Genomic DNA, 13439 nt, shown 5'->3' on the forward strand with positions numbered 1-13439 from the left:
TAAAAAAAGAATTGGGAAAAAGGAAGGGATACTATGCCAAAATTTGAAAGAACTGCCGAAGACATCAAACAAATCGTAAAGGATGAGAACGTGCGCTTTTTACGCTTGATGTTTACTGATATTTTAGGAACAAACAAGAACGTTGAAGTACCTGTAAGTCAATTAGATAAAGTACTGGAAAACAAAATGATGTTTGACGGTTCTTCTATTGAAGGATTTGTCCGTATTGAAGAAAGTGACATGTATCTGTATCCTGATTTGTCGACATGGATGATCTTCCCTTGGGAAAGTGAACATGGCAAAGTGGCTCGTTTGATCTGTGATATCTACAATCCAGATGGCACCCCATTTGCAGGCGACCCTCGCGGCAACTTAAAACGGGCATTAGCGGACATGCAATCCCTTGGCTTTACTTCTTTCAATCTTGGACCAGAACCAGAATTTTTCCTATTCAAATTAGATGAAGCAGGCGAAATCACAACGGAATTAAACGACAAAGGCGGCTACTTCGATTTTGCCCCAACCGATCTAGGGGAAAACTGCCGTCGCGATATCGTATTAGAATTAGAAAGCCTTGGCTTTGAAGTTGAAGCGTCTCACCATGAGGTAGCACCAGGGCAACACGAGATCGATTTTAAATATGCGGATGCAGTGGAAGCATGTGACAACATCCAAACCTTCAAACTTGTCGTGAAAACTATTGCTCGTAAACACGGCTTGCATGCAACCTTCATGCCAAAACCATTATTCGGCATCAACGGTTCAGGCATGCACTGCAACATGTCCTTGTTCAAAGGCGATGAAAATGTCTTCTTTGATGAAGAAGGGCCAATGCAATTAAGCCAAACAGCGTATCACTTCTTAGGCGGTTTGATCGAACACGCCCGTGCTTACACAGCTGTCTGCAACCCAACCGTCAACTCCTACAAACGCTTAGTGCCAGGTTACGAAGCGCCTGTATACGTGGCATGGTCAGGACGCAACCGTTCACCATTGATTCGGGTACCAGAATCAAGAGGCTTGTCAACGCGTTTGGAATTGCGTTCGGTTGACCCATCAGCCAACCCATACTTAGCAATGGCTGTTTTACTGCAAGCAGGACTTGATGGCGTTAGACGTGAGTTGACACCACCACCAGCAGTCGACCGCAACATCTACATCATGAACGAAACAGAACGTGCAGAAGCACAAATCGAAGATCTGCCATCAACGATCCACAATGCCATCAAAGCATTGCGCAAAGATCAAGTGATGATCGATGCTTTAGGCAAACACATCTATGCCAACTTTGTCGAAGCAAAACGATTAGAATGGGCAGCCTTCCGCCAAACAGTCTCCGAGTGGGAAAGAGAACAATACTTGGAGTTGTACTAAAATCGAGAGAAAACCGCTAGAGATAAACAATCTAGCGGTTTTTTTATTGCTACATATTTAATCAAGGGGCAGAAAAGGGGCACTTTTAAATATTTACCGTATTGAGTTGGTCAATTAAATTTGTTTGCATTTTGTTAGTTACATGCGTATAGATTCGTATGGTTGTTGATTCGTCTGTATGTCCAACACGATCCATTACTGTTTTTATTGGCACGTTCATTTCAGCAAGAATTGAAATATGAGTGTGTCTTAACCAATGGCTAGTCACGGGTTTGTCTATACAAACTCTTGCAGCTCTTTTAAGAGTTGGGGCGAATGTACGATAATCTATAGGGTTGCCTTTTTTATTAGTGAAAATATATCCTTGATCATTGTACTCTGGAGTAGTTTTAAATATTTCATTTTCTTGGAGAACGGTAATTATTATGTCAATTGCTCTATTTGGTAATGATACATTTCTGTAGGCTGCGCTCGTTTTTGGAGATGTTCTAATTACTTCAGAATAATGACCGCTTCTGAAATCGATTGTTCCTGTTACTTTAATATATCCGCCGAATAAATCCTCTTCCCTTAGAGCGATTAGTTCTCCATATCGCAAACCCGTTAGCACCATGAATTCGACCATGTAGGCTTTCCTTACATTTTTAGCGTAAGAAGAAAGTTCATTGATTATCTTTCTAACTTCATGATGTTCGAGGTACTTTTCCGCAGGGCCTGTCTGCTCTTTTTTTAAATTCAACCTAAACTTAGGTATGTCTATACTGTATCCTTCTTCTTTTGCATTTTCTAAAATTGCTATTATCAGTGCTTTGACCCTCTTCACGTAATTAAAAGAATATTTTTCAACATAAAACATATGCTCAAGTTTCATTCTGAGAAATTTTGTGTCGATATTTTTGATAATAATTTCTTCACCTATTACTGACCTAATTTTTTTTTCAGTAGATTTGAAAGAAACAAAAGAGGATGACTTTACTTTTCTTTTATAAACTATCAGGAAAATATCAACAGCCTCTCCAAAACGTAAAGATTTCTGCGTTGATTGGTTAGTTGCCTTTTCAATCTTTTCTTGCAACTCTAAGATTGCTTGTTTTTTTGCTTGGTTAGATTTGGAATTTAACGTTATTGATACCCTCTTCAATTTCTCAGTGTACGGGTCTTGGTATCTCTCGAAATATTTATACTTACCATTTGGTAATTTCTCTATCCACATGACATTCACTCCTATTTCATGATAAAATAGGCATAGCAAATAAGCCTATTAGTTTATTGCAATACACGCCCTCGTCCGCCAAGATAGAAGGGCGTGTTTTTTTATAAGTCGATACTTATCTTTACAGCTTTCCCGATAATTGTCGCAGGATTATCTTCTGTAATTATATAGGGATCGTATTCCTTGTTATCTGCGACTAACATGACAATGTTCCCTTGACGTTTAATGCGTTTCAACGTAGCTTCTTCGTCACCGTTTACCCTAACAGCGGCAATTTCACCATCTTCCACACTCTCTTGTTTTCTAATTAATACGTAACTACCAACTGGAACTGTCGGAACCATACTATCTCCTTTTGTTTTTAAGAAAAACAATTCCCCAGTAGGAAGGAAATCACCTATTTCTTCTCTATAACCATCAAAGTTTTCTTCAGCTAAAATAGGCTCGCCGCAAGTAATCGTCCCAAGTATTGGAATTTTCACTATGCTTGATACTCTTTGTAAAACGCCAGTTTGTTCTTCGGTTATTCTAGAACGCGGAACGTTAAAATAATCAGCCAACATTTGCAATTTATCAATTCTAGGATACTTCTCTCCGTTAAACCAACTACGCACTGTTGCCTCAGCTACGCCCAACTCACGAATTACATCAGCCTGAGTTTTCCCTTTACTACGCAATAGGGAATTGAGATTATTTGCTAATATTTCTCTTTGTTCTTTTGCCGTTTGTAATTTTTTCATTCTATATAACTCCTCTGATTTATGTATTCATTCTACACTTAAAGTGATGTATTGTAAATAACTTTTATTAAAAATAATTTACTTTAAGTGTTGACACCGTACTTTTAGTGCGGTATATTTAACTCACAGAGAAGTTGGAGGTGATTTACAATGGGGGATAAACAAATGTCTGTGAGATCATTCAGAATTGATGCTGGTTACACTCAAGAAGCGTTGGCGCAAAAATTAGGGGTGACATCAAAGACTATTTCTGATTGGGAAAATAATAAAGTTCCAATCAAACCACTTACTGTTTTTGCTTTAGCGTATGTGTTCAAGATTGATGCAGATCTAATCCGCATTTAATTTTTTTGCATCATACCGCACTTTAAGTACGGAAGAGGTGAGAATATGCAAGTAACATTGGCGAGAACAATTGAAGTAAAACAAGCGTGGATGGCTAAGGACGAAGCGGTTATCTACTTTGGCTATCAAAACCATAAATCATTGTTTCAAAAGTTACTCAGGGAATTTAAGGAACACAAAGACTTTAAAGATGGATATAGATTAGTCACTTCTAATCTGCCAATTATCAACATTAAATTATTTGATGAATTCTTGGTCTGGAGAACATCGAACAAATACAAACGATAGAGAAGGAGGAGCATTAAATGAATACACCACAAATTTTTAATTTCGAACAAAATGAAGTTCGGACAATCTTAGTAAATGACGAACCATATTTTGTAGGTAAAGATGTAGCAAGAGTTTTAGGATATTCGAACACTAAAGATGCCTTGTCACGACACGTGGATTCGGAAGATAAAACGGGGTCGCGAATCACGACCTCAGGTCAATCAAGAGAGATGACGATCATCAACGAATCGGGGCTGTACAGCTTGATACTTAAATCCAAGCTACCAAATGCAAGAAAGTTCAAACGTTGGGTAACAAGTGAAGTCCTTCCAACAATCAGAAAAACAGGAAGCTACACAAACGTCCCTCAAAGTTTCGCTCAGGCATTGCGACTAGCAGCTGACCTAGAAGAAAAGAATCAACTGCTCGAACAGCAGATTGCTGAATACGAACCAAAAATCAGTTACCTAGACATGATCCTGTCATCAACCGATACAGTAGCAACGTCTCAAATCGCAGCAGATTACGGAATGTCGGCAATCGCACTCAATAAACTGCTTAATGAGTTAGGTGTTCAACATAAAGTCAGTGGTCAATGGATTCTGTACCGCAAACATATGAACCAAGGATACACAAAATCGCACACAAGCGAGATTCCAAAAGCTGATGGCGGAGTAAAAGTTGTGATGAATACTAAATGGACGCAAAAAGGTCGTGTCTTCATTTACAACTTATTAACTGCAGAGGGTTACTATCCTCAAATGGATCTACTGGATTAAAAATAACCCCACACGGAAGGAGGAGTCGGCATGAAAAATAAAACGTTTGTTGAATTGGCGGAAATTTACCAAGCAGCCATTGATGAGCTTGAAAAAGCAGATATCGAAATTGGTAAGTGTTTGGATGCGGGTGATAAATCAAGAGCAAAGTCGCTTGAATGCGGTATGAATCAACATATAGACACGCTTTTCGAAGTGGAAGAAATACTTGATCTAAGGGACGACTTTTGCTAAGGCAATTTGATGTTAAGAAAACTATAAAGGAGCAAACACATTGAAAAACAAACTAGCAAAAACAGCAGCAATCATCGGACTAGCACTAGGTAGCGGAGTTATCGGCTACGCAGCAAGCAACGCATTTCAGGATTTGGACACGATCAAAGCAAATTTCAACACAGTCCTACAATACGGACAAACGAAATCGCAACGTGTGTCAGAACTCGAATCACAGCTATCTAACAACACTCGCACGCAGGATCAGCTGAAAGCCGAGATTGAGCAAATCAAATCGGACAAGCAGAAGGAAATTGAAGCTAAACAACGCGAGATCGAACAAAAGCAACAGGAGATCGCTACAAAGCAACAGGAAGCCGATAGCTTGCGCCAACAGCTGAACACAGTGCAGAACGACAAGGAACAGCTAGAACAACGTGTGAGCGAATTACGGCAGTATACGGATCAAAAAGTAGGGGAGTTGGGGAAATAATGGCAAGAAAACCTAAAAACAGATATCGATTAACCGTTGGTGGTTTAAAGGTTGAGCTTTCCCTTTGGACTAGATTCACTGATACGGCTAGTGACCTAGAAATTGCAAAAGCTATCTTACGTCACATGAGGTTCTATTCGGTTTATGAGTCGGTATCCGAAGGAGCGCCTTTTGATTTAAAAATGATTCGAGCATCTAAAGCAAACGTTGAGAAAGGATGACTAAAAATGATTAAAAGAATCACTATATCAGTTGAGGAAGATAGCGGATCAAAAATGCAGCATACCGTCTCAACAAAAGAAGAAGCGCTTGCTTTGATCGATCGTTACTTCAAGGAGGAGTCAGCATGAATAAAAAATGGTTAGCCAGTCTAAATAGTAATCACTTTTACAAAGCAAGACAACTTCAAGCGATTTCATATTTGAGCATTGGGTTAAACATCGTACTTTTGTTAACTCTGATTTGGATCATGGGGGTTAAGTAGTATGACCAGAGTTGAAGCGCTACGTATAGGCAAAGTCATTGCTGATCGCTGGTACAAGCATAACAAGCCTTTGATTCAGTCAAGGCAGAATATTGAACGACAAAAAGACCGACTAGCCGGCAAGCTTTAGTCAGTCAGAAAATACATCTTAAGGAGATTATACCATGAGAATAGCTATTGACACAATCGGGCGTATACATCTAATTGACGGATACAAGCCATACGGATCAATCGTTTTCGATATTGATAAGAAGAACGATCGAGTAGGTGTTTATCAGGACAGTGACGACGAGGATGTCCGCACACAATTTGAAACTATCGAAGAATCAGCTGAATTTGATCGAGAAGAACTGATTCAAGGGTTGGAGCAAGTAATCGAGAAATTGAAGGAGGCGTTGTAGTTGAGTGAGAAGAATGTTTATCAGCGTTTAGCGGAAGTCAGAAAATCAATTTCTTATCTGAAGAAAGAAAAATCTGGTAGCCAGTTCCAATACGTGGGGTCTAGTGATGTGTTAGGGGCTTTGCACAGTGCTATCAACGATGCTGGGCTTTTGCTAATTCCTTCCATTACTAATCACAAACTCAACGAACGGGTTGAGCTAATCGGAAGTAAAGAAAACCAGAAAGAACGTGCCACTTATTTTACTGAATTAGAAATGAATATGCGTTGGCAGAATATCGATGACAGACATGATTTTGTCGATAGTGCTTGGTATGCACAAGGTGTTGATATTGCTGGGGAAAAAGGAGTGGGTAAAGCTTTAACCTACGGAGAAAAGTATTTCTTACTGAAGTTTTTCAACATTGCGACAGACAAAGACGATCCAGATTCATTCCAAAGAAAACAAGAATCTATCCAGCCGCCTAAGCTTATTGACGGTAAACAGCTGGCTAGTTTGAATGACGAAGCTAGAAAAGTCGCTGAATTAGTAGGGGCTGAACTATCGATAATCCAAAATAAGTTGGCTGGAATGGCAAAGGTTTCATCTCTTGAACAATTGCCAGCGAATCTATATAGCGGTGCTATGGCTCAACTCATTAAGTGGAAGCAAGACTATGAGAAAAACACTAAAGAAAGCAAGGCTGCAGAACAAAAACAAAATGATATCAATTGGGGGAATGCACAGTGACGACCGATTTAACTACTCAACTTGAATTTAACGTAGATTTCACACCAAGCCAAATCACGATCAACAATGAAGCCAAGCTGAAAGAGTTGGTGGATGTGACTATCGCTCGTTATGGAACTTTGGTTTTCACTGACGACAATATTCCAGAAGCGAAACAAGCTAAAGCAGATTTGAATAAAATTGCCAAGTTGCTGGACGACCAACGCAAAGCGGTTAAGAAAGAATACAGCAAGCCTTTAAAAGATTTTGAAACTAAGATCAATGGTTATACGAATCAAATCAAACTTGTTAGCGACGGCATCAACGAAAGTATTTCTTCTTTTGAAGAGTCTGAAAAGAACAAACGATTTGAAAAACTGAAAGCAACGATCGAAGAAATTGCACCAAACTACGAGATTGATCCCAACGAGTTGGAGATTAAGCCAGCATGGTTAAACAAAGGCAATTTTACTACAAAAGGTGAATTGAACAAGAAAACACTCGAAGAAATCACATTCCAAATGAAACAAATCGCTGCAGAAAACAAACGAATTGAAAATGATAAAGCTATCATTGGCAACTACGCTAAAGCAGTAGGGCTTGAGCCAGAATCGTGGGTAGCCCAGATCGAGAATGGATTATTCGCATCAGATTTAATGAAGCAAATTGATGCGACTGTGGTCGCTAAACGGGAACGAGAAGAGCGTGAACTCAAGGAGCAGCAAGCCCAAGCTGAATATGAGCAAGCTATGAAAGAACTCAAAGAGCGACAAGTTGAGAATAATGTCATCGATCAAGAAACTGGTGAAATTTTAGAGGAGTCACCAGATTTGCAACGCCAAGAAATTGAAGAGTTTAGAACAGTTGAATTGCGACTAACAGGAACGCATGAACAACTAACTGCATTAAACAAATTTATCACTGGTGAAGGAATAAAAGTGGAAGTGATGTAAATGAATAACCTTTCGTATCTAGCGAAAATATCAAAAGTAGAAGGTAATCACCTGATGCTAGAACTTAAAGATGAACTAAACATCGAACGACTCAAAACAATATTTGATGGATATGACGGTGAGCGACAAGCAGAACTATTCATCAAAGACCCACGAGGGTTCACAGTCGAGCAGAGACGCTTCACATTCGCTTTAATGCAAGACATATACATTTACACTGGCGAACCATTAGAGAGCCTTAAAGACGTGTTCTATTGGCAATTTCGATACTTTACAGGGAAGAACATCAGCTTGTCGAATCAATCAGAGAACACAGTCGATGAAGTCTCAACATTAGATGAATTGATACTAGATTTTATCTTCGCAAATGACATTCCATTTCGTGAAGGCTATGAGATTCCGGCACAAAATGAACAGTACTTTTTCTATAAATGTGTGACAAACAGGACTTGCTGCATTTGCGGTAAAAAGAACGCTGACATCGATCACTTTGACAAAGCCTTGGGAAGACGTAAGCGGAAAGAAGTAGATCACACAGAATTTACTTTTGCAGCACTTTGCAGAACCCATCATACCGAGAAGCATCAAATGGGGATTACAGAGTTTAAAAACAAGTATCACGTTATTGGCATAAAGCTAAATCAAGATGAGATAAAAAAATTGAGGATAGGAGGTTGATAGCGTGGCAGAAAGAAGGATGTTTGCCAAAACCATTATAGACAGTGATGCGTTTCTTGACATGCCTTTATCAACACAATCATTGTACTTCCATTTATCCATGCGAGCAGATGATGACGGTTTTATTAATAACCCAAAAAAGATACAACGTATGGTTGGTTGTGGAGACGATGATTTAAAGCTGCTTATGGCTAAGAAATTCATTCTTGTTTTTGATAGCGGAGTGATTGTTATCAAGCACTGGAAAATTCATAACTATATTCGTAACGATCGGTACAAGCCGACTCTTTATCAAGAAGAAAAATCTATGTTAGCTGATAAAGAAAATAAGGCTTATACCTTTGATACCAATGGTTTTGGCGCTCAAGAAATTGTTGGTATACCAGATGACAACCAAGCGGTATACCAAATGGATACACAGGTTAGGTTAGGTAAGGTTAGGTTAGGTAAGGATAGGGTAGTAGTAAACAAGGACATCTACGACTACTACGAACAAAATGGATTTGGATCAATCACACATAAGACAATGACTGATTTTGAGTATTGGGTGGAAGACCTAGTTAAAGCAGGGGCTACAGAAGATAATGCTCGATTGATGATTATACACGCTTTGGGAATTGCGATTGATAATAACGTTCGAAAATACGCTTATGTAAATACAATTTTAAAAGATTGGGAAAGAAATAAATTCAAGTCAGTTGAACAAGTGCAAGCGGAAGACAAGAAGGCTACCAAAGATAAAGGCAAGCTTGAAAATACAGGGTCTAGCGAATATGACGATTTAGGATGGTGATTTATTGGAAAGCGTAGCAGTAGGTATTTCAAGACTTATAGAGCAAACGCTAGAAATCAGAGGAGTTTGTCCTGAGTGTAACGGCGCTCTGTACGGTTGGAAAACGAAAAATAAAGACGGTTCAGATAGATGCGCACCTACTTGCATGGTGTGTGGATATTATGCCTTAAAACTAAAAGTAGATGCAGATACGAACAAGCGATACGAAACCAGCCTGAAAAAGAAGAATCATGATTTATTCAAGTATAGATCCGTGATTACTGATTATGCCTTGTTCGATAAGTCTCTAGATAACTACCAGACCAAAGAAGAGGAAACTGCGGTTGCTATGACTTATGCGGTGGACTTTATCAAAGAGGTTTTGAATGGAAATCCTACACATATGATTTTATCTGGAAAATCTGGAGTTGGTAAAAGCCACCTATGCATGGCGGTATGTTGGGCGATATTACAAGAAAGTCAATACTCAAAAAAAGTATTATTTGTCAATTATAGAGAGTTGTTGGAAAGGCGCAAGGCTTCTTTTAACGATCAATCTGAGTCGAAAAATCAAATAGCCCTTTTACAAGATATCAAAACAGTAGACTTCGTGGTTATTGATGATTTGGGCGCAGAGCTTGGAGGTAACAGCATAAAAGATAGCACCAGCTTTAACAACGACATCTTGTATTCAATTTTAGAAGCAAGGCAAAATAAAGCATTAATGGTAAACACGAATTTAACATCGGATGAAATTAAAAAGGCGTACGGCGAGCGAATATTGTCTAGAATATCAAAAAATTCAAAGCGGCATAACATTCAATTTACTAGAACCACTGACAAACGGATAAGAGGTGTAGATCAATGACTGGAGCATTAATACAAGAACATGTGATTTGTCTTGACGGATGGAGATTTGATTTCCCTAAACATACGGTAGCCAGAGCTGTAGCGTTGCTAGATAAGGGAGTTAAGCCAACGGAAGTAGCCAAGACTCTAAGACTAACAGAAAAGGATATAGCGGTCATAACTCTGGATCACTTGGACAAGCGAAATGCGCTATAAGGACGTTGGCACAGGCAAAGAATTTCAAGAATATTTGAAAGAGCATGAAATGGTGCCAAGTTGTATTTCGGAGAAATATCTTGAGTGCGTACGGCGTTCACAACAGACGATAACGAATTTAATCAACTTAACCGACTTAGAACGGCGGTATTACGAAGGCATAGGAATAGATTTGGAAAAGGAGCTTAGATATTGGGAAGCTCATAGAAAAGCCTATATTCAAGTTGCGTTATCTCAATGTGAATTTAAGAAAAACATTCATAATCTGGCAGGATGGATGAGCGCAAACGAAGCGTATAAGAAAACGATGATCGAATATGATTTGGCACCGATTTTAGTTGAATACAAACCTTTGGATCCAGAGCATTGCAAACGATACTTGAAAGCGAGGGGAATGTTCTGATTATTACGATACCAGGAGAGCTAACAGACCTGAACAAATTCATCAATAGTCAGCGGACGAACCGCTATGCAGGCGCTAAGTTGAAAAAGGAGAACACGGAAAAATGTTGCTATGCATTCTTGATGGCGAAAGCAGCAGGGCTGAGAGTGACAAAGCCAATCAACTTGAAAATAACTTGGTACTGCAAAAACAGAAAAAAAGATAAAGACAACATTGCGTTCGGAATCAAGTTTATCTTGGACGGCATGATTGAAGCGAGAGTGATCGCAAATGATGGATGGGGCGAGATTGCCAACTTTGAGCATCGGTTTGAAGTGGACAAGGATTGCCCGAGGATTGAAATTGAATTGGAGGAAGAAAATGTTATCAAAGAAAAACAAAGCAAAGATTATACCGACCGGGCTTTATGCAAGGGAAATTGACAAGAGAACTCGCACAGGGGCAAGCACCGATCCTTATTGGTGTACGAACTGGACATTTCTTCCTCGAATTAGCGAAAACGAAATAACACTGATTGATAGCTACTATCAAAGTTATCAAGATAGCATTTCATACGTTCTTGACGATGAAAATATCAATGACTTCACGCTGATTTTTGATTGTAACGATGTTCGAGAAGTAGAACAAACCACTTATCAAGAATACTCGGAAGATGATCGCTTTCAGGTTGCATGTGATTCAGGCGGCAGAAGATACCCAAAATATTTTGTCAAAAAGACGGCATTTCCTAACAAAGAGAAACAACTTTATCAAGTAGATAGTGAAATCGAATCACTTGAATATCAGTTGAAGAGGCTTAAAGAGAAGCGCAATTCAATTATCAAATCGGAGGAAGAAAAATGAATACAGTAAATTTAATCGGCAGATTGGTAAGGGATAACGAATTGAAGTACACGAAGTCTGGAAAAGCAGTGGCAACGAATACGCTGGCTTTAGACGATGGTTGGGGAGATAACAAGAAATCATATTTCATCCCGATTGTAGTGTGGGAAAAACAAGCCGAATCACTAGCCAACTACACAAACAAGGGATCAAAAATTGCTGTCAACGGTAAGCTGACTAGCAGAAGTTATGAAACGCAAGACGGGCAGAAAAGAACGATTGTCGAGGTCGTGGCAAACCAATACGGCGGAGTTGAGTTTTTAGACGCCAAAAACAACGGTGGCGGTGTTTCAAATAGTCAAACGACTAATAATGCCAATGCTCAACAAAACCGCAACAACGTTCAATCAGACCCGTTCAGCAATTCATCGATCGATATTGATGATAATTCTTTACCGTTTTGAGAGGTGAGCAGATGACACCGACACAAGAAAGCATACGCAAACTATCAGATAAAGAGCTAATAGCGCAACTAAAAATCGTGCGGAGCGTGCAAAGGCGATTTAATTTTCGTGAAAAATGGATTTGTGAAGAAATGGAACGGAGGAGTAAAAGTGAATAAACAGGAAATAATCAGAAATATTGATTTACAAACCTATACTTATCCAGATGAACCGCCAAAAGGTAATTCTGGACCAACTATTGCATATAAAAAAGGATTTAACAGTTGTGCAGAATGGGCATTAAACTTAATGGAGCAGCTAGATGAACAATCAAAAGTGACAGTGCCGCAGTTTTTAGATAAATATATTCAAGATAATAAAGGAAATAGCGCATCAGACATTTTCAGCCAAGACTGGTTTCACGAAAGCGTAGACGAGACGGATGATGAGGTTAATAAATGGCTTTACGACAATGACGCAGCGGAGAATGACAGAAGATATCTCATTGCAGTTCAGGCTTTTGTGACAGGTGAGTATGAGGTGGAGAAAGAACCGCTATATCAAATTGAACTTCCCGGAACATCATGGGGCGCATACCTAACTAAAGCTGATAATGGGGATATCGTGATATTTCAAAATACTACAAGCGGATCAAATTTTACTGAAGCTGAAATCAAATCAATCGATGAAAGATATTGGGCATTCGCAGTACCAGTGGAGGAAGTCAAATGAAACTAGCAGACACAGTAACAGGCGTGCAAGACGGCAAGTATAGCCCGCCGCCACGAGTAGTCAGAAAGCAACGGAGAGTAAAAGCAGGCATCGAGTATTGGTGCGTGACCGAACGGTTTAAAACACCTTTCAAAGCAGTGTGTGTCAAAGTGCTTGAGAACTCAGCTATTGTGACGTTTGGCAGCGATCGGACAGTAGTTAGATTGCGAGATATGAAGAGGGTGGAATGATGGCTAACAAAGAAGATTTGTATCGGTTGGAAAAGTTAGTTAATACGCCAGGTGCTGATGAAGACGAAATCAGAGTTTTGAGAAAGGCTTTGTGGGGAAAGAGTTACGACCGACCAAAGCAGAATAGATACAACTCAACGCCAGTCAGATTTACTTTTCCAGATGGTGAAGTCAAAGAATTCAGCACACAGCGTGAAGCCGCAGAGATGTCAGGGCTGAACAAATGGACATTGGATCGAGCGTGCAGATTGCAGATACCTTTGAAGAAAGGCAATTTTGCAGGTGCAACGGTCGAGATATTGAGTCAGTAATCGGAAGAAA

At 39.4% G+C, this 13439-nt stretch carries 24 protein-coding genes; 22 read left to right on the plus strand and 2 right to left on the minus strand.

The genetic code is table 11. From position 1 onward, the window contains the following. Positions 1-33: 33 nt before the first annotated feature. Positions 34-1374 (plus strand): type I glutamate--ammonia ligase, encoded by a 1341-nt coding sequence (gene glnA / locus IGI88_RS10125; protein ID WP_005225167.1) that lies wholly within the window; start codon positions 34-36, stop codon positions 1372-1374. Between the two features lie 85 nt (positions 1375-1459). On the opposite strand, the gene IGI88_RS10130 is transcribed toward glnA, so the two are convergent. Then, a complete protein-coding gene (locus IGI88_RS10130; protein WP_429960402.1) occupies positions 1460-2587 on the minus strand; it encodes a tyrosine-type recombinase/integrase in 1128 nt (375 codons plus the stop codon). 101 nt (positions 2588-2688) lie between these two features. Beyond that, on the minus strand, positions 2689-3327 hold the full coding sequence (locus IGI88_RS10135) for a LexA family protein (protein ID WP_429960403.1): 639 nt from the start codon (positions 3325-3327) through the stop codon (positions 2689-2691). A 150-nt stretch (positions 3328-3477) separates the two neighbouring features. Between IGI88_RS10135 and IGI88_RS10140 the strand changes: the two genes are divergently transcribed. From IGI88_RS10140 to IGI88_RS10240, 21 genes are all read left to right on the plus strand, one after another. Then, positions 3478-3672 carry a helix-turn-helix transcriptional regulator gene (locus IGI88_RS10140; RefSeq protein WP_034695685.1) on the plus strand — a complete coding sequence of 65 codons (195 nt, stop codon included), beginning with the start codon at positions 3478-3480 and terminating at the stop codon, positions 3670-3672. Between the two features lie 45 nt (positions 3673-3717). Next, on the plus strand, positions 3718-3960 hold the full coding sequence (locus IGI88_RS10145) for a 23S rRNA (cytosine(1962)-C(5))-methyltransferase RlmI (RefSeq protein ID WP_010747471.1): 243 nt from the start codon (positions 3718-3720) through the stop codon (positions 3958-3960). 17 nt (positions 3961-3977) lie between these two features. Next, positions 3978-4721 (plus strand): phage antirepressor KilAC domain-containing protein, encoded by a 744-nt coding sequence (locus IGI88_RS10150; RefSeq protein ID WP_413132687.1) that lies wholly within the window; start codon positions 3978-3980, stop codon positions 4719-4721. A 30-nt stretch (positions 4722-4751) separates the two neighbouring features. Continuing rightward, positions 4752-4955 carry a hypothetical protein gene (locus IGI88_RS10155; RefSeq protein WP_429960404.1) on the plus strand — a complete coding sequence of 68 codons (204 nt, stop codon included), beginning with the start codon at positions 4752-4754 and terminating at the stop codon, positions 4953-4955. A 40-nt stretch (positions 4956-4995) separates the two neighbouring features. Further along, positions 4996-5427 carry a hypothetical protein gene (locus IGI88_RS10160; RefSeq protein ID WP_429960405.1) on the plus strand — a complete coding sequence of 144 codons (432 nt, stop codon included), beginning with the start codon at positions 4996-4998 and terminating at the stop codon, positions 5425-5427. Then, positions 5427-5648 (plus strand): hypothetical protein, encoded by a 222-nt coding sequence (locus IGI88_RS10165; RefSeq protein WP_429960406.1) that lies wholly within the window; start codon positions 5427-5429, stop codon positions 5646-5648. Before IGI88_RS10160 ends, IGI88_RS10165 begins: the two co-directional genes overlap by 1 nt. A gap of 6 nt (positions 5649-5654) precedes the next feature. Continuing rightward, complete coding sequence (locus IGI88_RS10170; RefSeq protein ID WP_255324147.1) at positions 5655-5777, plus strand: hypothetical protein; 123 nt, start codon at positions 5655-5657, stop codon at positions 5775-5777. Beyond that, on the plus strand, positions 5774-5911 hold the full coding sequence (locus IGI88_RS10175) for a hypothetical protein (protein WP_429960407.1): 138 nt from the start codon (positions 5774-5776) through the stop codon (positions 5909-5911). Before IGI88_RS10170 ends, IGI88_RS10175 begins: the two co-directional genes overlap by 4 nt. Positions 5912-6075: 164 nt before the next feature. Further along, complete coding sequence (locus tag IGI88_RS10180) at positions 6076-6312, plus strand: hypothetical protein (RefSeq protein ID WP_213357340.1); 237 nt, start codon at positions 6076-6078, stop codon at positions 6310-6312. Further along, a complete protein-coding gene (locus IGI88_RS10185; RefSeq protein WP_429960408.1) occupies positions 6313-7041 on the plus strand; it encodes an ERF family protein in 729 nt (242 codons plus the stop codon). Further along, positions 7038-7973, plus strand: a complete 936-nt coding sequence (locus tag IGI88_RS10190) for a DUF1351 domain-containing protein (RefSeq protein ID WP_429960409.1) — start codon at positions 7038-7040, stop codon at positions 7971-7973. The genes IGI88_RS10185 and IGI88_RS10190 overlap by 4 nt, the downstream gene beginning before the upstream one ends. Further along, positions 7974-8651, plus strand: a complete 678-nt coding sequence (locus IGI88_RS10195) for a putative HNHc nuclease (RefSeq protein ID WP_429960410.1) — start codon at positions 7974-7976, stop codon at positions 8649-8651. Between the two features lie 19 nt (positions 8652-8670). Continuing rightward, positions 8671-9444, plus strand: a complete 774-nt coding sequence (locus IGI88_RS10200) for a DnaD domain-containing protein (RefSeq protein ID WP_429960844.1) — start codon at positions 8671-8673, stop codon at positions 9442-9444. 4 nt (positions 9445-9448) lie between these two features. Further along, a complete protein-coding gene (locus IGI88_RS10205) occupies positions 9449-10291 on the plus strand; it encodes an ATP-binding protein (protein ID WP_429960411.1) in 843 nt (280 codons plus the stop codon). Positions 10292-10477: 186 nt separating this feature from the next. Beyond that, a complete protein-coding gene (locus tag IGI88_RS10210; protein ID WP_429960412.1) occupies positions 10478-10891 on the plus strand; it encodes a hypothetical protein in 414 nt (137 codons plus the stop codon). A 122-nt stretch (positions 10892-11013) separates the two neighbouring features. Continuing rightward, a complete protein-coding gene (locus tag IGI88_RS10215) occupies positions 11014-11313 on the plus strand; it encodes a RusA family crossover junction endodeoxyribonuclease (RefSeq protein ID WP_429960845.1) in 300 nt (99 codons plus the stop codon). Further along, entirely contained in the window at positions 11252-11734 is a 483-nt protein-coding gene (locus IGI88_RS10220) for a hypothetical protein (RefSeq protein ID WP_429960413.1), read from the plus strand. Before IGI88_RS10215 ends, IGI88_RS10220 begins: the two co-directional genes overlap by 62 nt. Then, positions 11731-12177 carry a single-stranded DNA-binding protein gene (locus IGI88_RS10225; protein WP_429960414.1) on the plus strand — a complete coding sequence of 149 codons (447 nt, stop codon included), beginning with the start codon at positions 11731-11733 and terminating at the stop codon, positions 12175-12177. The genes IGI88_RS10220 and IGI88_RS10225 overlap by 4 nt, the downstream gene beginning before the upstream one ends. 150 nt (positions 12178-12327) lie before the next feature. Beyond that, positions 12328-12888 carry a DUF1642 domain-containing protein gene (locus tag IGI88_RS10230; RefSeq protein WP_429960415.1) on the plus strand — a complete coding sequence of 187 codons (561 nt, stop codon included), beginning with the start codon at positions 12328-12330 and terminating at the stop codon, positions 12886-12888. Next, a complete protein-coding gene (locus IGI88_RS10235; RefSeq protein WP_257601785.1) occupies positions 12885-13118 on the plus strand; it encodes a hypothetical protein in 234 nt (77 codons plus the stop codon). The genes IGI88_RS10230 and IGI88_RS10235 overlap by 4 nt, the downstream gene beginning before the upstream one ends. Next, positions 13118-13429, plus strand: coding sequence for a hypothetical protein (locus IGI88_RS10240; RefSeq protein WP_228073940.1), 312 nt, complete (start codon positions 13118-13120; stop codon positions 13427-13429). The genes IGI88_RS10235 and IGI88_RS10240 overlap by 1 nt, the downstream gene beginning before the upstream one ends. The last annotated feature ends 10 nt before the right edge of the window (positions 13430-13439 follow it).

This window comes from Enterococcus sp. AZ179, from assembly GCF_050498885.1.
Classification (GTDB): Bacteria; Bacillota; Bacilli; order Lactobacillales; family Enterococcaceae; genus Enterococcus_D; species Enterococcus_D entomosocium.